This is a genomic window from Thermomonas sp. (assembly GCF_029945965.1).
Classification (GTDB): Bacteria; Pseudomonadota; Gammaproteobacteria; order Xanthomonadales; family Xanthomonadaceae; genus Thermomonas.
Genome location: NZ_JAQSDO010000006.1, coordinates 204104 through 225042, shown reverse-complemented (window position 1 = coordinate 225042; position 20939 = coordinate 204104). Strand labels below are relative to the sequence as shown.

21 protein-coding genes are annotated in these 20939 nt (G+C 63.6%); 5 read left to right on the top strand and 16 right to left on the bottom strand.

The window, feature by feature from the left end; genetic code table 11:
• Positions 1-11 precede the first annotated feature (11 nt).
• Positions 12-638 (bottom strand): DUF47 family protein, encoded by a 627-nt coding sequence (locus PSV05_RS02365; protein ID WP_300060880.1) that lies wholly within the window; start codon positions 636-638, stop codon positions 12-14.
• 220 nt (positions 639-858) lie between these two features.
• Between PSV05_RS02365 and PSV05_RS02360 the strand changes: the two genes are divergently transcribed.
• Positions 859-2169 (top strand): hemolysin family protein, encoded by a 1311-nt coding sequence (locus PSV05_RS02360; RefSeq protein WP_300060876.1) that lies wholly within the window; start codon positions 859-861, stop codon positions 2167-2169.
• Between the two features lie 25 nt (positions 2170-2194).
• Positions 2195-2803 carry an exopolysaccharide biosynthesis protein gene (locus PSV05_RS02355; protein ID WP_300060873.1) on the top strand — a complete coding sequence of 203 codons (609 nt, stop codon included), beginning with the start codon at positions 2195-2197 and terminating at the stop codon, positions 2801-2803.
• Between the two features lie 49 nt (positions 2804-2852).
• On the opposite strand, the gene PSV05_RS02350 is transcribed toward PSV05_RS02355, so the two are convergent.
• The 3 genes from PSV05_RS02350 to PSV05_RS02340 form a co-directional block, all read right to left on the bottom strand.
• Positions 2853-4991 (bottom strand): EAL domain-containing protein, encoded by a 2139-nt coding sequence (locus PSV05_RS02350; RefSeq protein WP_300060870.1) that lies wholly within the window; start codon positions 4989-4991, stop codon positions 2853-2855.
• The gene (locus PSV05_RS02345; RefSeq protein ID WP_300060866.1) at positions 4988-5929 is read right to left on the bottom strand and encodes a phosphate/phosphite/phosphonate ABC transporter substrate-binding protein; all 942 of its coding nucleotides are present in this window, start codon (positions 5927-5929) and stop codon (positions 4988-4990) included. Before PSV05_RS02345 ends, PSV05_RS02350 begins: the two co-directional genes overlap by 4 nt.
• 131 nt (positions 5930-6060) lie before the next feature.
• The gene (locus PSV05_RS02340; RefSeq protein ID WP_300060864.1) at positions 6061-6852 is read right to left on the bottom strand and encodes an RNA methyltransferase; all 792 of its coding nucleotides are present in this window, start codon (positions 6850-6852) and stop codon (positions 6061-6063) included.
• A 96-nt stretch (positions 6853-6948) separates the two neighbouring features.
• Between PSV05_RS02340 and PSV05_RS02335 the strand changes: the two genes are divergently transcribed.
• Positions 6949-7767: an inositol monophosphatase family protein gene (locus tag PSV05_RS02335; RefSeq protein ID WP_300060860.1), complete on the top strand. Its 819-nt coding sequence runs from the start codon at positions 6949-6951 to the stop codon at positions 7765-7767.
• A gap of 208 nt (positions 7768-7975) precedes the next feature.
• Here the strand turns inward: PSV05_RS02335 and secF are convergent, their stop codons facing one another.
• The 6 genes from secF to PSV05_RS02305 form a co-directional block, all read right to left on the bottom strand.
• Positions 7976-8932: a protein translocase subunit SecF gene (gene secF / locus PSV05_RS02330; RefSeq protein ID WP_300060857.1), complete on the bottom strand. Its 957-nt coding sequence runs from the start codon at positions 8930-8932 to the stop codon at positions 7976-7978.
• Positions 8933-8947: 15 nt separating this feature from the next.
• Complete coding sequence (gene secD, locus PSV05_RS02325; RefSeq protein ID WP_300060853.1) at positions 8948-10816, bottom strand: protein translocase subunit SecD; 1869 nt, start codon at positions 10814-10816, stop codon at positions 8948-8950.
• Between the two features lie 55 nt (positions 10817-10871).
• Positions 10872-11225 (bottom strand): preprotein translocase subunit YajC, encoded by a 354-nt coding sequence (gene yajC / locus PSV05_RS02320; protein WP_300060851.1) that lies wholly within the window; start codon positions 11223-11225, stop codon positions 10872-10874.
• 69 nt (positions 11226-11294) lie between these two features.
• Positions 11295-12428, bottom strand: coding sequence for a tRNA guanosine(34) transglycosylase Tgt (tgt, locus tag PSV05_RS02315; RefSeq protein ID WP_300060848.1), 1134 nt, complete (start codon positions 12426-12428; stop codon positions 11295-11297).
• Entirely contained in the window at positions 12425-13495 is a 1071-nt protein-coding gene (gene queA / locus PSV05_RS02310) for a tRNA preQ1(34) S-adenosylmethionine ribosyltransferase-isomerase QueA (protein ID WP_300060846.1), read from the bottom strand. The genes tgt and queA overlap by 4 nt, the downstream gene beginning before the upstream one ends.
• A gap of 84 nt (positions 13496-13579) precedes the next feature.
• The gene (locus PSV05_RS02305; protein ID WP_300060843.1) at positions 13580-14011 is read right to left on the bottom strand and encodes an Lrp/AsnC family transcriptional regulator; all 432 of its coding nucleotides are present in this window, start codon (positions 14009-14011) and stop codon (positions 13580-13582) included.
• Positions 14012-14180: 169 nt separating this feature from the next.
• Between PSV05_RS02305 and PSV05_RS02300 the strand changes: the two genes are divergently transcribed.
• Positions 14181-15674 (top strand): aminotransferase class III-fold pyridoxal phosphate-dependent enzyme, encoded by a 1494-nt coding sequence (locus PSV05_RS02300; RefSeq protein ID WP_300060839.1) that lies wholly within the window; start codon positions 14181-14183, stop codon positions 15672-15674.
• Positions 15675-15759: 85 nt separating this feature from the next.
• Complete coding sequence (gene upp, locus PSV05_RS02295) at positions 15760-16392, top strand: uracil phosphoribosyltransferase (RefSeq protein WP_300060837.1); 633 nt, start codon at positions 15760-15762, stop codon at positions 16390-16392.
• 15 nt (positions 16393-16407) lie between these two features.
• Here the strand turns inward: upp and PSV05_RS02290 are convergent, their stop codons facing one another.
• The 6 genes from PSV05_RS02290 to coaD all read right to left on the bottom strand — a co-directional run bounded on the left by PSV05_RS02290 (position 16408) and on the right by coaD (position 20936).
• Positions 16408-16794, bottom strand: a complete 387-nt coding sequence (locus PSV05_RS02290; RefSeq protein WP_300060834.1) for an MAPEG family protein — start codon at positions 16792-16794, stop codon at positions 16408-16410.
• Between the two features lie 133 nt (positions 16795-16927).
• On the bottom strand, positions 16928-17818 hold the full coding sequence (locus tag PSV05_RS02285; RefSeq protein WP_300060831.1) for an MBL fold metallo-hydrolase: 891 nt from the start codon (positions 17816-17818) through the stop codon (positions 16928-16930).
• A 24-nt stretch (positions 17819-17842) separates the two neighbouring features.
• Positions 17843-19537, bottom strand: coding sequence for a gamma-glutamyltransferase (ggt, locus tag PSV05_RS02280; RefSeq protein ID WP_300061351.1), 1695 nt, complete (start codon positions 19535-19537; stop codon positions 17843-17845).
• A 50-nt stretch (positions 19538-19587) separates the two neighbouring features.
• Complete coding sequence (locus PSV05_RS02275; protein ID WP_300060828.1) at positions 19588-19839, bottom strand: YfhL family 4Fe-4S dicluster ferredoxin; 252 nt, start codon at positions 19837-19839, stop codon at positions 19588-19590.
• A 48-nt stretch (positions 19840-19887) separates the two neighbouring features.
• A complete protein-coding gene (locus PSV05_RS02270; RefSeq protein ID WP_300060825.1) occupies positions 19888-20379 on the bottom strand; it encodes a hypothetical protein in 492 nt (163 codons plus the stop codon).
• Between the two features lie 56 nt (positions 20380-20435).
• Positions 20436-20936, bottom strand: a complete 501-nt coding sequence (gene coaD / locus PSV05_RS02265; protein WP_300060822.1) for a pantetheine-phosphate adenylyltransferase — start codon at positions 20934-20936, stop codon at positions 20436-20438.
• Positions 20937-20939: the final 3 nt, after the last annotated feature.

The window sequence follows — 20939 nt, the reverse complement described above, 5'->3', positions numbered from 1 at the left end:
GCGATGCGCCCTTACGAATTCTTGAGCACGATCTGGTAGGCCACCACGCCCGCCTCGCGACAACGGTCGATGGCCTTCTCGAGGATTTCGAAGAACTCCTTGAGCAGGAACATCTGCAGGGTGTCGAGCTTGCCCGAATAGATCTCCCGGTAGAGCTCCAGCATCAGCCGGTCGGCCTCGTTCTCAAGTGAGCGCAGCTTGTCGTTGAGGACGGTCATGCGATCGATATTGAGTTTTTCCAGGTCATGCACCATTTCCACCACCACGCTCGCGGCCTGTTCCAGCATCGCCGCGCGCGGCGCGAAATCGATGTTCTCAAGGTGTTGGGTGGCCAGCGCGTAGCGGTCGGCGAACTTCTCGACCTGCTTCGGAATCTTGTACAGCGCCGATCCCAGCGACTCGATGTCCTCGCGCTCGATCGGGGTGATGAAGCTGTCCACCAGTGCCTGGCTGATCTTGTCCGACGCCGCGCGCTCACGCACGCGTGCAAGCTTGAAGGCATCCAGCGCCGGCTGGCGATCGGCTTCCTTCATCATCGCGTGGAGCGCTTTGGTGCTGTCATAGGCGGCGGCAGCGGCATCGTCCAGCAAGTTATAGAACTGCTTGCCGGAACCGAAGATGGTCTGCAACGAAAACATTGGCGGCGTCCGGTCGTGAGGCGACAGGACGGAATTATGACCGTTCGATGACCTGAATGCTCGGCTGCATCGCAAGCTGGCTGATATGATGCCGGCGCGCCGCGGCGCATCCCATGGACGAACCCTTACGAACATCGCCACTTGCCTCGCCTGCCCTGACCAAGGTAGTTGCGTCATGGGCAAATGATCCAGCGGCCTGCGGCCAAGCAGGTGCGTCCGCATGATCGACCTGCTGATCGTGGCGCTGCTGGTGCTGTTCAACGGCTTTTTCGCGATGTCGGAAATGGCGGTGATGACCTCGCGCAAGAGCCGGCTGATGCAGCAGGCGCAGACCAACCGCAGTGCCCGCAAGGCGCTGGAGCTGGCAAATCACCCGGATAGTTTCCTGTCCGCAGTGCAGCTATGGATCAGCCTGCTGAGCCTGATGATCGGGCATTTCGGCGGTGAATCGATCGGACCCAAGCTCGCTGTTCCCTTTGCGCAGGTGCCGGCACTTGCGCCTTATGCAGGCCGCATCGGTTTCATCGCCGGCTTCTTGGTGATGCTGTTCGTGTTCGGCCTGATTGGTGAGCTCGTACCCAAGCGCATCGGCACCCTGCAGCCGGAACGGATCGCCAGCCTGGTGGCGTATCCGATGGACTTCTTCGCCAAGGCGGCCAAGCCCTTCGTCGTCCTGCTGTCGGCCTGCACGCGGCTGGTACTGCGCATGCTGGGCCTGTCCAGCGCCAGTGCGCACGCGGTAACCGAGGAAGAAATCCAGATGCTGGTCAGCGAAGGCCACGAGCAGGGCGTGATCGACCTGGACGAGCGCAACATGATGAACCGGGTGATGCGCTTGGGCGATCAGACTGCCGCCGGGCTGATGACTCCGCGCACACGCATCACCTGGCTGAATGCTTCCGCCAACTTCGACGACAACCTGGCCAGCATGCGCGAGACGCCGTTCTCACGTTATCCGGTCTACCGCGGCGGCGACAGTGAAGTGCTGGGCATTCTGGAGGTCAAGAACCTGCTGGACCAGCTCGAATTGCGTGAACCCGACTTGTTTCGCAACCTGCGCGAGCCGCTGTTCGTGTCCGAATCCACCCACGCGCTCAAGCTGCTGGGGATCCTGCGCGAAGAGCAGCAATCGCTGGCGCTGGTGGTCGACGAATACGGCGATATCGAGGGTCTGGTCACGATCAGCGATGTAATGGGCTCGGTGCTTGGCCGCCTGCTGGCAGGCGAAGGCGCCGATTCGGACCCGCTGGTGTTCACCCGCGAGGACGGCTCGCTGCTGGTCGATGGTGGGCTGCGCATCGACGAATTCCGTGAACTCACCGGCGAGCGACTGGCCGACGCCGAAGAACACGACTACTACACCGCCGCCGGCATGGTGATCGCCCATTACGGGCGCATTCCGCACGTCGGCGAATATTTCACGCTGGGCCAATGGCGTATCGAGGTGGTGGACCTGGACGGACCGCGGGTGGACAAGCTGCTGCTGCAGCGGATGTCAGAACCGGTCGTACCCGCCGATGGCGACGCCTGAACCTAAGCCCCCGCGCATCCGCCTGATGCGCGAGAAGACCGGCACCCGCGCCCTGCTTGACGCCATGCTCGACGGCGACGAGCAACAGACACTTGATTTCGATGACCTGATGCGTGGCCTGGGCCGACGTGCGTTCGGTATGTTGCTGCTCCTGGCTACCCTGCCCGCCTTCATCCCGATCCCGATCGGCGGCGCATTGAGCGGGCCGCTGGTGGTGTTGCTCGCCGCGCAATTGCTGATCGGCCTGCGCAGGCCTTGGCTGCCCGGCTTCATCGCCCGGCGCGGGCCAAAGCGGCACACGCTGGCACGCTTCGAACGGATCGTCGCGCCGTGGCTGACGCGTCTGGAACGCCTCGTACGCCCGCGTTTGGCCGGCGTGCTCGATCACCGCCTGGCCAGCATATTCACCGGCTTGCTGCTGTTGCTGCTGGGTGTGCTGCTGTCACTGCCGATCCCGTTCACCAACTACCTGCTGGGCGGGCTGATCCTGCTATTCGCGTTGGCACTGCTGGAACGCGACGGGGCGATGATGCTGGTGGCCTGGGCTGTTGGCATCGCCACCGTGGCCACCACCGGCGCCCTTTCGGATAGCTTGGTCACGGCCATGCAACCGATGATCGACAGGATTTTCTAGCGCTTGCGGTGATTCCCGCGAACGCGGGAATCACGGTCAGACAACGGATTCAGTCGAGCAGCTTGGCGAATTCGGCCGGCGTGCACGGATGGCCCAGCCAGAAGCCCTGCACCAGGTCGCAGTCGCGCTCGCGCAGCAAGTCGTATTGGCCCTGCTTTTCCACGCCTTCGGCAACCACGGTAATGCCCATCGAATGGGCCATCGCAATAATCGCCGAGGTCAACGCCAGGTCGTCTGGATCGCGCAGCAGGTCGGTGATGAAACTACGGTCGATCTTCAGGCCATCGACCTGCACCCGGCGCAGGTGGCTGAGGCTGGAATAGCCGGTACCGAAGTCGTCCAGCCATACCCGCACACCGGTCTGGCGCAAGCGGGCCAGCAGTGCGCTGGCATTGATCTCGTCGCTGATCACCGCGGTTTCAGTCAACTCCACGTGCAGGCGCGCCGGCGGCAGCGAGGTCTCGTGCAAGGCCGCGGTGATCTGCTGGACCAGGTCGCCACTGCGCAGCTGGCGCGGCGACACATTGACCGCTACGAATGGAGCTTCGCCCGCACCTGGCGCAGGGCGCCACTGGGTGGCCTCGTGGCATGCCGCGCGCATGACTTCAGGGCCAATCGATTCGATCAGGCCGCTCTGCTCGGCAACATCTATGAACACGGCCGGCGCGATCGCGCCGTCTTCGGGATGATTCCAGCGCAGCAGCGCCTCGGCGCCGACCAGTACGCGATCACGGGTGCGATAGATCGGCTGATAGGCAAGGCTGAGTTCGCCGCGTCCCCAAGCCCCGCGCAGGTCGTGCTCCATGCGCATCCGCCGTTCCACTGCCTGGTCCATGGTCCGGCTGTAGAAGCGATGGCAGTTCTTGCCGGCCACCTTGGCCTGGTACATGGCGATGTCGCCATTTTTCATCAGCCCCGAGGCGGTGTCGGCATCGTCCGGGAACAGCGCCACACCGATCGAGCAACCCAGGAACACCTGGCGTCCGTGCAGGAGCAGCGGCTGGCCGAGTTCATGCACCAGCGAATCAGCCAATCTCGTGGCCAGCGTGCGCACCTCGCCCTCCGGCTCGTTGTCGCTGGCCTGCAACAGGGTCACGAATTCATCGCCGCCGAAGCGCGCAACCATCGCATCCACTCCGGGGATCACCTTGACCACCCGGTCGATGATCCCCGCGACCTGCAGCAGCACTTCGTCGCCCGCTTCATGGCCCAGGGTGTCGTTGATTCGCTTGAAATCGTCGATGTCGGCGAACAGCAGTGCCAATTGCCGGCCCGCGCCCTGCAGGGCGCGCAGGCGGGTGTCGAGCGCCTCCCGGAATGCCAGCCGGTTGGACAGGCCGGTAAGGGCATCGCTATAGGCGACCCGGCGGATGTCGCGGTCATGCCGAGCCACGCTTTCGCGCATGCGGCCAAAGCTGCGGATCAGGTCGCCCAGCTCGTCCTCGCGGTCGCTGTCAGGCACCGGTAGCGAAAAATTTCCCGCTTCAATTTCGCGCGCGGCATCACCCAATATCCGGATCGGCTGCACCAGGATGCGGTGCACCAGCGCGACCGCGGCAAGCCCGATCACCCCGAGCGCGGCGCACAGCAGCAGCAGCCACGCCAGGTTGCGGCGGCCGACCTCGTCGATGCGGTTGCGCAAGCCAGCCATCGATTGGTCTTCCGCGCGGGCCACGCCCACTAGCGAATAACCGATGCGTACGCCACCCAGGCGCTGGTCGCCGATCATGATCGGGCTGGAGATGTCCAGCACCTGCCCGGATGCGCGCGTATGCGGGCCATTGGCAGCCACTACCTCGGCTGCCAGCGGATCGCCCATCGGCTGGCCATAGGCGGCGATGTCGCCGGAGCCGTCATGCAGGATGCGCCCGGCCGGGTCGTAGACCAGCACGTATTCAACATCGGACTCGCGCAGTGCGGCGCGTGCCAGCGCACCGATGGCATCCAGGTCGAAGTAGTACAGCGGATTGGCCAGGGCATCCGCCAACTGGCGGACTTCCGCCTCGCCGTCGATGCGGACCTGCTCGTAGATCAGCTCGTGCATGGCGGCGCGGGTGACTTCGCTGACGTCATGCTGGGTCGCCTGCTGGCGGTTCCACAATTGCAGCATCACCAGCACGACCACCACGAACATGATCAGGATCGCGGCAAGGAACCGCGTCTGCAGCCCGATCCGCGACTGCTTCACTCGACCTCCCTGCGTACGCGGGCCACGCCAGCGCCGAGATTGTCCAGCGCCTTGCGATCTTCGGCGCTGATCGGCAGGAACCGCGATGTCCCAAGGAACAGCCGCATGGCCTCGCCGGCATCCGGATCGCTTGAGGCCTCCATCAACACGTCGCGCAGACGCGCTTCAACCTTCGGATCCATCCCGGCGCGAGTGAGCACCAGAGCGCGCGGTACGTCCTGGCTCTCGGCGATGATCCGGAAATCCCCCGCGAATGCCGGCGGCAGCCGTTGCGGGCTGGCCCAGTCCAGGTTGCTGAGTACGCCGGCATCGACCAGCCGCTTGTGCACCCAGGTCGTGATGTTGAGCTCGGTGCGCGCGAACAGGTAACCCACCGAGTCCGCCGGCGGCCGGTCCATTGGCGACAGCAGCAGTTCCATGCGCTGGCCCGATTCCAGCAGCATGCTCGCCGGCAGGTAATAGGCACTGGTCGAATACGGACTCTGGAACGCCACGCTGTGCCCAGCCAGGTCTTTGAGCGTCCGGATCGTGCTGTCCCTGCGCACGAAGAACACGCTGTGATAGCGGCTGGCGCCATCGCGCTCGGTAATCAGCATCGAGCGTGCACCGGCGCGCTGCTCCAGCAACACCGCATTGCCCGAGGTCTCGGTGACCCAATCGACCCGGCCGCGGCGCATGTAGCTGGCCATCTGCTGGAAGTCGCGCGCCATCAGGATGCGGCCGCTGCGGATGCCGACGCTGGCCATCCTCGGCACCACGTATTCCAGCAGGGGCTTGAGTTGCTCGTAATGCGATTTTGGATCATCGCTGATCCGGCCCAGCACCAACACACTGGCATCGTCGTCAGGCGGTGGCACTGTGCTTGCTTGTGCTTGCTGCGCACGCGCAGGGAGCAGCACAGTCAGCGCCACCAGCAGCAAGCCGCAGCAGAGCGACACGAGCGTTGGGGACCTGGCGCGGAACGACTGGAGCAAGGCGATGGCTGCTTCGGAAGCCAGCGCGGAGCCTAACTGATTCCGGCGGAGCCTGGCCGATTTCTCGACACTATCTGGCGGAGCCGTGCTGATTCCTACTCATGCTGGCCCGCATCTAATGCCAGCCGCGCCATCCGTTGGGTATCGGCCAATACGCCGCGCAACAGGCGGATGTCGGCATGGTCCAGGTTTGCACGCAGGTACAGCCGGCGCAGCTTGCGCATGGCCGATTCCGGCGCGCGCCCCTTGTGGAAGTCGATCTGCTCAAGCGCTTCGGCCAGTTGCCCGAACAGGCCCTCGAGCTCGGCATGAGTCGCCGCCTGCGAACCCGGCGGCGCAGTGCGCATGCCCTCCGGACGGGCCACCGCATCGCCCAGCAATGCGCAACGCAATTCGTAGCTCACCACCTGCACCGCCGCGGCCAGGTTCAACGAACTGAACGCAGGGTCGGATGGAATGTGCACAGCGGCGTGGCAGAGCTGCAGTTCCTCGTTTTCCAAGCCGGTGCGTTCGCGCCCGAACACGATAGCGACCGGGCCGCTGGCAGTCGCCAGCACCGCCCGCTGCGCGGCATCGCGCGGATGCAATTCTTCCAACTGCACGCGTCGGCTGCGGGCGGTACAGCCCAATACCCAGCGGCAATCTGCCACTGCATCTTGCAGGGATGCATGCACCGGCGCGGCTTCGATCAGGTCGTCGGCGCCGGCTGCCATCGCATGGGTATTCCCGTCGGGCACCTTTACCGGCGCCACCAGCACCAGCTTGGTCAAGCCCATGGTCTTCATCGCTCGCGCTGCGGCGCCGATGTTGCCCGGATGCTGGGTGCCGACCAGGACGATGCGCAGGTTTTCGGCCGCTGCCGGGACCGTGTTTGCTGGTTCACTCATGCGGCAATGGTAAACTCCGCGGCCCGGCCCTGGCGCCGGCTTGCTCTTTTCCGCCGCAGTCCCCCTTCCACCTCTTTCACCGAGGCGATGTACGCCATGCAGAAACCCGTCGTCAATGTCATGGTCAAGGCGGCCCGCGCAGCCGGCAACGTGCTCTTGCGCAGCATGCACAAGCTGGACGCGATCAACGTGATCGAAAAGGATCGCCTTGATTTCGCCAGCGACGTGGACGAAGCGGCCGAGAAGATCATCATCAAGGAACTGCGCCGCGCCTATCCTGACTACGCCATCCTCGGCGAGGAAGGCGGCGCTCAGGGCAGCAGCCGCTCGGTATTCGTGATCGATCCACTGGATGGCACCAGCAACTACCTGCGCGGCTTTCCGCACTGGTGCGTGTCGATTGCCTTGGTCGAGGGTGGCGAAGCGCAGCATGGCGTGATCTTCGATCCGCTGCGCAATGAACTGTTTACCGCCAGCCGCGGTAGCGGCGCGGTGCTCAACGACCGCCGCATACGCGTGTCCGAGCGCAAGGAACTTGCGGGTGCGATGCTGAGCACTGGCTTTGCGCCGCGCGAACGCGAACGCACGCCGGCGCAACTGGAGTGCCTCCGCGAAGTGCTGCGCGACGCCGAAGACATCCGTCGCACCGGCTCGGCCGCACTTGACCTGGCCTACGTGGCCTGCGCCCGCACCGATGCCTATTTCGAAGCCGGGGTGAAGCCCTGGGACATCGCCGCTGGCCTGCTGCTGGTGCGCGAGGCTGGCGGCCGGGTCTGCGACTTCCGTGGCGGCGGCACCGGCCCGCTGGATGCCCGCGGGATCGCGACGCGACCGTTGATCGCAGGCAACCTCAAGATCACTGATGTACTGCAGAAGGTGATCGTGCAGTCCGGCTACGCCGCCGCGTTTAAATAGACCAAGCCCGCGACGCAAACGAAAAGGCCGCGCATTGCGCGGCCTTTTCGTTTGCGAGAAGAAATCTGGAAGCAGAATTCAAGCCGTAGCGAGCGATGGCGCATGGGGTGCGTACGGAGCGCAGCAACTGCAATGTACATTCGTACATGAGGATTGCGAGCACCGCACGCGCCCCATGCGGCGAGCGCAGTAGGCTTGAAACTGTTTCCTACGGGCGGCGCGCCAGCGCTGCCTCATCCTTCGCCTTCGGCATCAGGTCCTGCTTGGTGACATTCAGCCACAGCAGCAATGGGCAGGCGATGAAGATCGACGACAGGGTTCCGATGATGATGCCGATCATCTGCGACTCGGCCATCCCGCGCAGTGATCCACCGCCATACAGGTACAGCGCGAACACGGTCAGGAACGCCACGAACGAGGTGATGATCGTGCGCGACAGGGTCTGGTTGACCGACTTGTTGAGCAGCTCGCGCGGCGGGATGCGCATCGACTTGAAGTTTTCGCGCACGCGGTCGAACACCACGATGGTGTCGTTGATCGAGTATCCCATCACCGACAGGATGCCGGCCAGCACGGTCAAGTCGAACTCGTGGCCGCTTAGCGCGAACCAGCCGGCGCATATGATCACGTCATGCAACGTGGCGATGATTGCGGCGACCGCGAACTTCCATTCGAAGCGCGCCGAGATATAGATCAGGAAGCCAAGCAGCACGAACAGCAACGCGTAGAAACCGTTCCAGGCCAATTCCTCGCCGACCTGAGCGCTGATCACCGCGCTGCTGCGCTTCTCGGCCGGGTTGCCAGCCAGCGAAGCCGCCTTGGCCACCGCGTCACCAATACTGCTGGTCTGGTCGGCGCCACCCGCTTGCTTGCCATCGGCCTGCAGGCGCACCAACAGGTCCTTGCCACTGCCAAACGCCTGCACTTGGGCGCCACCATAGCCGGATGCGTCCAGCTTGTGGCGCACGTCATCCACGTCTGGAACCTTGTCGTAACGAAGCTCGACGCCAACGCCGCCGGTGAAGTCCAGGGCGAAGTTGAAGCCCTTGGTCACCATTCCGCCGACCGCCACGAGTAACAACAGGCCGGCTGTAGCCAGCGAAATCCAGCGCAGGCGCATGAAGTTGATGTTGCTGTCGTACGGGAACAAATTGAAAGGTTTCATTCTGTGTCTGCCTGCTTAGATCGCGATCGACTTCAGCTTGCGCTTGCCGCCGTAGATCAGGGTTGCAATGCCGCGCGAGGCGGAGACCGCGGTGTACATCGACGTCACGATGCCCAGGATCAGCGCCACCGCGAAGCCCTTGAGCGGGCCGGTGCCGAACGCGAACAACGCCACGCCCGCCAGCATCGCGGTAAGGTTGGCGTCGGCAATCGTGCCCGAGGCCTTTTCGTAGCCGGCGGCGATCGCCGACTGCGGTGGCATTCCATCGCGCAGCTCTTCGCGTATTCGCTCGTTGATCAGCACGTTGGCATCCACCGACATGCCCACCGTCAACGCGATACCGGCCAGGCCGGGCAAGGTCAGGGTGAAGCCCAGCAGCGACATCAACGCGATCACCATCAGCAGGTTGATCACCAGTGCCACGCAGGTGATGACGCCGAACATCCGGTAATAGAACAGGAAGAACACCAGCGCAAAGATGAAGGAATAAGCGACTGCGGTCAGGCCACGGTCGATGTTCTCCTTGCCCAGGCTCGGGCCAACGGTGCGTTCGTCGACAAAGTCCATCGGCGCCGCCAGCGCACCAGCGCGCAGCAACAGGGCGAGGTCCGCACCTTCCTTCATGCTTTCAAGGCCGGTGGTCTGGAACTCCCGGCCCAGGCTGCTCTGGATGGTCGCGACCGAGATCACCTGCTCACTGGTGCGGGTGCTGTGGACCTCCTTGCCGTCGACCATCTTCACTTCCGGGATGCGCTCGATGTAGACCACCGCCATGCCCTTGCCGACATGCTCGCTGGAGTAGTCGAACATGCGCTGGCCGCCGACACTGGTCAGGCGCACCCGCACTGCCGCGGTACCAGTCTGCGAATCGAAGAACGATGACGCGCTCTGCAGCTGTTCGCCCGAAGCGATGACGCGCTTGTTGAGAAGCACCGGCTGGGGTTTGCCATCCGCACCGATCTCCTTGCGCTCGTACACGCGCGCTTCCGGCGGCACAATCCCATTGTCGCGCGCGTCATAGGCATTGCCTTCGACCACGCCACGATATTCCAGCGTCGCGGTGGCACCCAGGATGCGCTTGGCCTGCGCGGTGTCCTGCACGCCCGGCAATTGCACCATCACCCGGTCGGTGCCCTGGCGCTGGATGATCGGTTCGGCCACGCCTAGTTCATTGATGCGGTTGTTGATGGTACCGATGTTCTGCTGCACCGCCTCGGTGAGCATCTTGTCCAGTTCGCCCTGCGGGATGCGCACCGAGACCTGCTCGCCCTGCACGTCAACGTTGTAAGTCGCCATGTCGCGCACGATCAACTGCTGGGCCTTGGCAACGTCAGCTCCTGCACCGAGCTTGGCGATCACCACGCCATTGGCATCCGGCTCGACCGAGGTGTAGCGGATATGGTTTTCACGCAGCAGCACGCGAATGTCTTCGGCGGTGGAATCGAAGCGCTTCTGCAACGCCGCCTGCCTGTCAACCTGCATCAGGAAGTGCACGCCGCCACGCAGGTCCAATCCCAGGAACATCGGCTTGGCGCCAATCACCTGCAGCCAATGCGGAACCGTCGAAGCCTCGTTCAACGCCACCACGAAGCCGCTACCAAGCTCTTCATGGATCGTATCGGCCGCCTTGGCCTGCATGTCGGAATTGCCCACGCGAACCAGCAGATTGCCGTCCTTGCCGATTGCGCTGGACTCGAACGGCACCGAAGCCTTCTTGAGGATGGCCTCGACCTGCTTCTGCAAGGCGTCGTCGACCTTGGAGCCGCGGTTTGCGGTGACCTGCACGGCTGGAACCTGCGGGAATACGTTGGGCACCGAATACAACAGGCCGAACGCAAGCACGATCAGGATGATGGCGTATTTGAAACGGGAGTATTCGAGCATCACGGAACCCCGCGCACGGCTGTTGCGGCCTGCGCCTTGTCTATCAATGGATGGATCAGGCTGCCTTCAGCGTGCCACGCGGCAATACGCTGGTGATCGCGCCCTTCTGCACGCGCAGCTGCACACCGGCGGCCACTTCGACCGTGATGAAGTTTTCGCCGATATTGGTCACCTGGCCGACGATGCCGCCATTTGTGATCACTTCATCGCCCTTGCCGAGTTTTTCCAGCATGGCGCGATGTTCCTTCTGCCGCTTCATCTGCGGACGGATCATCAGGAAATACATGATGCCGACCAGGATGATCGGAAACAGCAGGCTACCGAAGCCACCACCAAACATGCCACCCGGGGCGGCTTGGCCAGCAGCCTGCGCGTAGGCAGGGGCAATCAGGAAATCAAGCGGGTTCATCAGCAATCCGAAGTCAGAAAGGGCAAAAACAGCCGGGAATTATGCCATGCCGCCGGATTTCCGGCGTTTTCAGGCTTCCCCGGCCTGGCGTGAAGCATAGAAAGACCCACGGAATGCGGCAAAGGTTCCCGTTTCGATGGCCTGCCGCATCTGCGCCATCAATCGCTGGTAATAGCGCAGGTTGTGCAGGGTGCCCAGCATCGGCGCCAGCATTTCATTGCAGCGGTCCAGGTGGCGCAGGTAGGCGCGACTGAAGCCGCCCGCGCAGGCCACGCAGTCGCAGCCCTCTTCGATCGGCCGCAGGTCGCGTTCGTACTTGGCATTGCGAACGCGCACCGTCCCCAGACTGGTGAAGTAATGACCATTGCGCGCGTTGCGGGTTGGCAGCACGCAATCGAACATGTCCACCCCACGTGCGACCGATTCCACCAGGTCTTCCGGTCGTCCCACGCCCATCAGGTAGCGCGGATGGTCGTCTGGCAGTTGCGGGCAGGTGTGTTCGAGCATCGCGTTGCGCTCGGCCTCGGTCTCGCCGACCGCTAGGCCGCCGATCGCATAGCCGTCAAAACCGATCTGCTGCAGGCCCTGCAGCGAGCGCGTGCGCAGCTCATTGTGCACACCGCCCTGGACGATGCCGAACAAGGCGGCATCGTTGCCCTCATGTGCCCGCTTGGAGCGCTCCGCCCAGCGCAGGGACAGTTCCATCGAGCGCTCGATGATTTGCGTACCCACTGGTACGCCATCGACATTCACCGGTGGGCATTCGTCGAGGATCATCACGATATCGCTGCCCAGCACCTTCTGGATGTGCATGGATTCCTCGGGGCCGAGGAACACCTTGCTGCCGTTGGTGGGCGCGGAGAACGTCACGCCGGCCTCAGTGATCTTGCGGCGGTGGGCCAGCGAGAACACCTGGAAACCGCCGGAGTCAGTGAGGATCGGGCCGTCCCAGCCAGTGAACCCGTGCAGGCCACCGTGGGCCTCGATCACCTCCAGTCCGGGGCGCAGGAACAGGTGAAAGGTATTGCCCAGGATGATTTGCGCGCCCAGGTCCTTGACCTGTTGCGGCAGCACAGCCTTGACCGTGCCATAGGTGCCGACCGGCATGAAGGCCGGCGTTTCGATGACACCACGCGGGAACTCGATGCGGCCGCGGCGCGCGGCACCGTCAGTGCCGAGAAGCTGGAAGGACATGCGGCTCATGCGTCCGGCTCCTGCTGAACATGTTCCTGCGGGAACAGCAACATCGCATCGCCATAGCTGAAGAAGCGATAGCGCTCGCGCACGGCATGTTCGTATGCGGCGAACACGCGGGTCTTGCCGGCGAACGCGGAGACCAGCATCAGTAATGTGCTCTCCGGCAAATGAAAGTTGGTCAGTAGCAGATCCACACTGCGGATCCGGTAGCCGGGATAGATGAAGATGCGGGTGTCGCCTTCGAAGGGCTGCAGTTCGCCATCGCCGGCTTCATTCAAGCGTGTGGCGCTCTCAAGCGCACGCACCACGGTGGTACCGACCGCGATCACACGTCCGCCTGCCGCGCGCGTGCGCTGCACCTGCTCGACCAGCCCGGCGCCGACGCTCAGCCATTCGCTGTGCATCCGGTGTTGCAGTACATCATCCACGCGCACCGGCTGGAAGGTGCCGGCGCCGACATGCAGGGTGACGTAACCAAAGTCGATACCACGCGCGCGCAGCGACTCCAGCAGGGTCTCATCGAAATGCAGGCCTGCGGTCGGTGCTGCGACTGCGCCGATCTCGCGTGCAAACACGGTCTGGTAGCGCTCTGCATCATCCGCGCCGGGCGGGCGCTGGATGTAGGGCGGCAATGGGAGTTGCCCGGCATGTTGCAGCCAGTCCTCCAGCGGCTCTGCGACATCGAAGTGCAACGTCCAGAAACCGTCACCGACGCGTTCCAGCACTTCGGCTTGCCCGCCAGCATCCAGCGCGATCTTCGATCCGATCTGCGGCGGCTTGCTGACGCCCAGCTGCGCAAGCGCCCGACCCTCACCCTGTAGCCGCTCGATCATGATTTCCACCCGCCCGCCGGTCGCCTTGTGACCGAACAGCCGCGCCGGAATCACCCGGGTGTCGTTGAACACCAGTAGATCGCCGGGCTGCAGCAACAAAGGCAGGTCGCGGATGCCAAGATCGCCGAACGCGGCCAGCGCCGTCGGCACCAGCAACAGGCGACTGGCGGAACGTTCCGACAGCGGTGCCTGCGCGATCAGCGCATCCGGCAGTTCGTAATTGAAATCCGAGGTCTTCAAGGCTTGCGGTGTATCAGCAGCTTGCGGGCGCGCATTGTAGCGGGCCGCGCTCTGCCGCTGGTGCGCTGTGCGGCAGGCGGGCCGTCAGCGTTCGAACTTGGTCGAAAGAATCACCGAGGTCGTGGTGCGCTCTACCCCATCAATCGCACCAATGGCATCGGTCAGTACATCGACATCGCCAATCGTGGCCGCCACCGCCAGCGCGATCAGGTCATGCTCGCCGCTGACCGAATGCAGTTCGCGCACTTCGGGCATCGCCTCCAGCGTGCGCACCACCGCCGGCATCTGCTTGGGATGCAGGGTGACCATGATGTGCGCGCGGATCTGGTTGCGCTCATATTCGTCATTCACGCGCACCGTGTAGCCACTGATCACGCCCTGGCGTTCGAGGCGCTCAATGCGGTTCTGCACGGTGGTGCGCGACAGCCCCAACCGGCGCGCAATCTCCGCGGTGGAGGCACGCGCGTTCTCGCGCAGCAGCGACAACAGCAGCTCATCTGGCTTTGAAATACGCATATCGCCGAATAATACCGTCGTTTTGACCAAATGCGCGGCGATTTGGTCGGATCCTCCCTTTCGAATGGATTTAATCCGACGATAATTGATGATTACGTCCTGCACCGCATCACCATCGCTCGAACGATGTGCGATTCCCAGCAGGCGCCCGACGCAAAGGATGAAGCCCATGACCCTGCTCGACACCCTCGCACCACTGCGTTCATTCGGCAAAGCCCGCACAACCGGCTTGACTGATGACGTGATCCTCGACTTCGCCAGCCGCCATCCGCAACTGGGCGAAGCGATCGATGCCGCAGCCGTCGAGTTCGAGCGCGTGCGCACCGAATTCCCCGCGCTGCTGGCGCTGGACGAGGATGCGCAGACCATCGAAATCCAGTCCGGCTTCATCAATTTCTATTCGCACGATGCGGCCAATCCGTACGTGGCGCTTGTCGCGCGTGGCGCGTGGATCGTCACCCTGAAGGGCGCAGTGGTGTATGACACCGGCGGCTACGGCATGCTCGGCCTGGGCCACACGCCGGAGGCAGTGATCGCGGCGATGACCGCGCCGCAAGCGATGGCCAACATCATGACTCCGAATGTTTCGCAGCTGCGCTTCACCAATGCGATGCGTGCGGAGATCGGTCAGACGCGCGGCGGTTGCCCATACAGCGCGTTCCTGTGCCTGAACTCCGGTTCCGAGTCGGTCGGGCTGGCGGCGCGGATTGTGGATACCAACGCCAAGACCATGACCGACCCTGGTGCCCGCCACGCCGGCAAGACAATCAAGCGCGTGGTGGTCAAGGGCAGCTTCCACGGCCGCACCGACAAGCCGGCGCTGTATTCGGATTCCAGCCGCAAGTCCTACATCGCGAACCTGGCCAGCTACCGCGATGAAAACTCCGTCATTACCGTGCCACCGTACGATGCCGACGCGCTGCGCAAGGTGTTTGCTGATGCCGATGCCAACGGCTGGTTCATCGAGGCGATGTTCCTTGAGCCGGTCATGGGCGAAGGCGACCCGGGCCGCAGCGTGCCGGTGCCGTTCTACGAACTGGCGCGCGAACTGACCCGCAGCCACGGCAGCCTGCTGCTGGTGGATTCGATCCAGGCTGGCCTGCGCGCCACCGGCTACCTGTCGGTCGTCGACTACCCCGGCTTCGAGAAATCCGACGCACCGGACATGGAAACCTATTCCAAGGCGCTGAATGCCGGGCAATATCCGCTGTCGGTGCTGGCCGTCACCGAATCGACCGCGGCGATCTACAAGCGCGGCCTGTACGGCAACACCATGACCGCCAATCCGCGCGCGCTGGACGTGGCCTGCGCCGTGTTGGGCCAGCTGACGCCTGAGCTTCGCGCCAATATCCAGCAGCGCGGCAAGCAGGCACTGGCCATGCTCGAAGCGCTCAAGGCCGAAAGCGAAGGCCGCATTACCAAGGTACAGGGCACTGGCCTGCTGTTCTCCTGTGAGCTGGCCGCCGGCTACAAGGGCTACGGCACCGGCTCCACCGAAGAGTGGATGCGCGAACACGGCATCGGCGTGATCCATGGCGGCGAGAACTCACTGCGCTTCACCCCGCAGTTCGCCGTGACTGAAGACGAATTGACGCTGGTAGTGTCGGTGATCAAACGCGCCTTGCTGGAAGGCCCACGCCAGCAGCAGGCTGCGGCTGCCTAAGCAACCGGTGAGGCAAAAAGGTGCCAGGGACAATTTCGCTTTGCGAAATTGTCCCTGGCACCTTTTTGCTTGTTAGCCTGCACGCATGAAAACCATCGAAGTCCGCCACCCCTTGGTGCAACACAAGCTCGGCAAGCTTCGCGACATCGCCACCGACTGCGTGCAGTTCCGCCAACTGGCCGGGGAGATCGCGGGACTGCTTGCCTACGAGGCCACTCGCGACCTGCCCACGCACGCTGTGACTGTGCAGACCTGGGCCGGACCACTGGATGTGCCAAGGGTGCGCGGCGAGGACCTGACCCTGGTGCCGATCCTGCGTGCGGGCCTGGGTTTCCTGCCCGGTGTGCAAGGCCTGCTGCCTGCCGCGCCAGTGAGTGTCATCGGCATCGCCCGCGACGAAGCCACCCACCAGCCTTGCGGCTACTACGAACGCCTGGCCGACCGCATGGACCAGCGGATGGCCCTGCTGATCGACCCGATGTTGGCCACCGGCGGCAGCGCGATCGCGGCGATCAACCTGCTCAAGGCCGCCGGCTGCCGAAGCATCCGCTGTATTTTCCTGATCGCCGCACCGGAAGGACTGCGCGCGCTGGAAGCAAGGCATCCGGATGTCGAGGTCTACCTGGCATCGATTGACGAGCGCCTGGACGAGAACGCCTATATCCACCCCGGCTTGGGCGATGCAGGCGACCGCATTTTCGGCACGCCCAGCAGCTGACGCGATCTTCGAGAGTCAGGTCAACGCGAGCCAAATCCCGGCCAACGCCATCAGGACGAAAACCAGCCAGGTCAGTGCCGTGCCGGTGAAGCGACCGAACGAGTATCCGCCGCTGCGCGACAAGCCAGCCGCATGCAGGATCCGGCCCAGCAAAAGTGCGCTGCCGAAACCCCATAGCCAGATCGCCGGCAAGCCGCACAGTTCCAGCAATGCCAATAGCAGCAGCGCAAAGGGCGCATGCTCGACGAAATTGCCATGGGCGCGGATCATGCGGGCCAGCACCGCGTCACCGCCATCACCCAGGCCGATCTTGCGCGACCTCCGGTAACGCGGAATCGGGACGAGCAACACCAGCATCAGCAATACGTTCAGCGCCGCGAACAGCAGGGTGATCTTGGGCATCAGGTGATTCCTAGGGACTGGATGTCAACATTGTTAAAGGTGTCAAAAAGGTGTCAGGGATAATTTCGCTAGAAGGCGCGAAATTGTCCCTGACACCTTTTGCGTTTGCGTTTTGCGTTTTGCGAGCCGAGGTTCAGCCCGCCAAGGCGCGTGCGTGCAATTCCGCGGTGTCGTGCACGGTACCGAACTTTCCCTTGGCATCGCGGGTGACCTGCGCCAGCGCGCATCCCGGATCATGGGTGAAGAACAGATGCACATTGCGCGCCAGCTTGTCTTCGAGGAACTCGCGCTTTTCGTCGATCAGCAATTCCGCGTTGCGGTCGTAGCCCATGGTGATCGGCACGTGCACCCATGGCCGCCCGGGGATCAGGTCAGCGCAGAACACCACGCCACCGTGATCCTCGCCAGCCACGTGTTCGGGGCCGACGATTTCTGCAAGCATCAGCCCGGGTGTATGCCCGTCGCTGTAGTGGAAGCGCACGCTGCGGCCCAGCGCGAGTGAATATTCGCCATCGACGATTTCAAGCCGACCACTGGCCTCTAGCAGGTCGGGCAATTCGCTGATGAAACTGGCGCGGTCGCGCTGGTGCGGCACACGCGCGCGATCCCAGCAGGCCGCGCTGATCAAGAAGGTCGCATTCGGAAACAGAAGGCGTGGCTGCTCGCCCTCTTCCCACGCGGCGAGCAAGCCGCCGGCATGGTCGAAGTGCAGGTGCGACAGCACCACCACGTCGATGTCTTCATGGCTGAAGCCTGCCGCCTGCAATGAATCCAGCAAGACGTGATGCGGTTCCTGCACGCCGTATCGCTCACGCAGCTTCGGTTCGAAGAATGCGCCGATGCCGGTTTCGAACAGCACTGTCTTGCCGTTCAGCGGCGAGGCCAGCAAGGCGCGACAGGCCAGGTCAATGCGATTGTCGGCATCGACATTGGACCAGCGTTCCCACATCGCCTTTGGCGCATTGCCGAACATGGCGCCGCCATCAAGCTTCTGGGAATTGCCGAGGATCGACCAGAGTTTCATTGCCCGAGTCTACGATGCCCGGCGTTACGGCTGCAGCAGCACTTCGGTCTTGCCGACCGGACTGCGTGGATCGGTGCCGCCGCTCAGGACATTGCTACGACGATCCCACATCACCGTGTTCATGTTGCCCCAGCTGTCGCTGGAGCGGCGGCCCTGGTTGTCTTCGCCGGGCACCAGCACGTCGTGGCCCATGGCCCGCAGCTTGGCGATGACGTCGGCCGGCAATGCGCCGCGTTCGACTTCGACCACATCCGGCAGCCACTGGTGGTGGTAACGCGGCAACGCCGCGACCTGCTGCGCGTCCAGGCCGTCTGCATAACCCAGTATGCCCAGCAGGACCATGGTGATGATCCGGCTGCCGCCCGGGGTGCCGAGCACTGCGACCTTGTCGTTGTTGGCCATGAAGGTCGGCGTCATCGAACTGAGCATGCGCTTGCCCGGCTTGGGCGCGTTGGCCGCATAGCCCATCACCCCGAATGCATTGGGCGTGCCCGGCTTCAGCGCGAAATCGTCCATCTCGTCGTTGAGCAGCACGCCGGTACCCGGCGGGATCAGCCCCGAGCCGAACAGCAGGTTGACCGTCTGGGTAGCGGCCACCCGATTGCCATCCGCATCAATGATCGAGAAATGCGTGGTTTCCTCATCCTCCAGCGGCGTTGGCGCACCCGACAGCAGGTCACTGGGGGTGGCCTTGTCCGGATGGATGGTCGCGCGCAGGCCGGCGGCGTAGTCCGGATCGGTCAGCGTCTTCACCGGGATATGCACGAAGTCCGGATCGCCCAGGTAAAAGGTGCGGTCGCGATAGGCGCGACGCATCGCTTCAACAATCAAGTGGACGCGTTCGGCCTGCGGCAGTTTCGCCAGATCCCACGGCGAGAGTATCTGCAGCATTTCGGCCAGGGCAATCCCGCCCGAGGACGGTGGCGGTGCGGTGGTGATCTTCCAACCGTCGTAATCGAACTGGATCGGCGCGCGCTCCCTGACCTGATAAGCCGCCAGCTCCTGCGCGGTCCACTCGCCACCCTCGGCTTTCACGCCAGCCAGCAGGCGCTGCGCGGTCACGCCGCGATAGAACCCGTCATGCCCGCCGGCGGCGAGCCGTTCGAGCGTTGCGGCCAGTTGCGGCTGGCGGAAGATGTCGCCCTCGCGCGGCGCACGACCATTGGCCAGGAACACCTCGCGGGTGCCGGGGTAACGCTCCATGACCTGGCTTTTTTCGGCATAGCCCCCGGCGAAGCGCGCGTAGACCGGAAAGCCTTCGCGGGCAATGCGGATCGCCGGTGCCAGAGAAGTCTTTAGTGGCAGTCGGCCATAGCGCTCGGCCACGTGCACCAATCCCGCCGGCAACCCGGGAATGCCCGCCGACCATGGCCCGCTGGTCGCGCGATCACGGTCCAGCTCGCCGTTCTTGTCCAGGTAGGCCTCGGGCGTTGCCGCGGCCGGCGCGGCTTCGCGCGCATCCACGAACACGTCCTTGCCGGTCTTGCCATCGTGCAGCAGGAAGAAGCCACCACCGCCCAGGCCCGAGCTGATCGGTTCGACCACTGACAACACCGATGACACCGCCACCGCGGCATCGAAGGCATTGCCGCCCTGCCGGATGATGTCGATGCCGGCATCGGTGGCCAAGGCATGCGCCGATGCAATCACCGCACCCGGCGGATGCTGGGGAAGTTGCGCCGGTACTTGCGCAATAGCTGGCAACGAGGCCAGCAACATCGACAATACGAACCAACGCAACTGCTTCATGCGGGTCATGCTCCTATCCTCTATTGGACCGTTTGCAGCCGCATCAACTTGGCAAGCAACTGGTCATGGCTTTCCGGAAACTCCGGATCCGGATCGATGCATTCGACCGGGCAGACCACCACGCATTGCGGCTCGTCGTGATGACCCACACATTCGGTGCACAGGGCGGGATCGATCTCATAGATCGTCTCGCCCTGGGTGATCGCCTTGTTCGGGCAGACGGGTTCGCAGACGTCGCAGTTGACGCAAATTTCGTTGATCTTCAGCGACATGGCATTGAGCCCTCGCCACTACTGGAGAGGGCTGGGATACGGGCGTCCTTACTTCGCTTCGACGAAAACGTAGTTCACGCCGGCCGGCTCGGCTGCGACCTTGACCTTCTCGCTGTCCTCGGCCTTGCCGATGAACAGGACTTTCACGCCCTTCATCGTGCCCGGACCGACCTGCTGGAAGGCCACTGTGGCCATCTCTGCGAGTTTGCCGGACGAAGGCGAGGCGAATACCAGCATGTTGCCGGCGATGATGCCGCGCGACATGTCGCCTTCAAGCTTCTCCAACTGGCGCTCGTACTGGCCGCCGAAGCCTTCGCTACCCTCGCCCGGCAAGAAGTACACATAAGGACTGTTGGTGATGCCATCCATGTTGCGCTTGGCCACGTCGGTGACATAGGCACGCCAGGCCGGCATGTCCTCGTTGGTTGGCGCGGTCAATGGCGCGGCAACGGCCTCGACCTTTGGCGCTGCTTCCTTCTTGCACGCGGCGAACGGCAGGATCAGGCAGGCGATCATTAGCATTCGGAGCATCGTATTCATGGGTTCCCCTTGTTTCTAACGGTATGACATGGGTGGCACGGTTGCATGGAGCTGCTTCATCCGCCGCATTTGCGCCACTGCGCTTGCAGCGCCGTGGCCACGGCGGGCGGGACGAAGCCTGAAACATCACCGCCAAGGCGCGAGATCTCGCGCACCAGCGATGACGAAATGAAGCCGTATTGCTCGGCCGGGGTCAGGAACAGGGTCTCGACCTCCGGAATCAGGTGGCGGTTCATGCTGGCCAGCTGGAATTCGTATTCGAAATCGGATACCGCGCGCAGGCCGCGCAGCAGCACCCCAGCGCCCAGTTCACGCACGTAATTGGCCAGCAGGCAGTCGAAGCCATGGACTTCGACATTGGCATAGGCGGACAGTGCCTCGCGCGCCAACTCCACCCGCAGTTCCATCGGCAAGGCCGGGCTCTTGCCGGGACTGGCGGCGACGCCGACGATCAGTTTCTCGAACAACGGCGATGCGCGGTCGACGAGGTCCACATGGCCATTGGTGATCGGGTCGAAGGTACCCGGGTAAACCGCGATGCGCGTAGCCACGCTCATGTC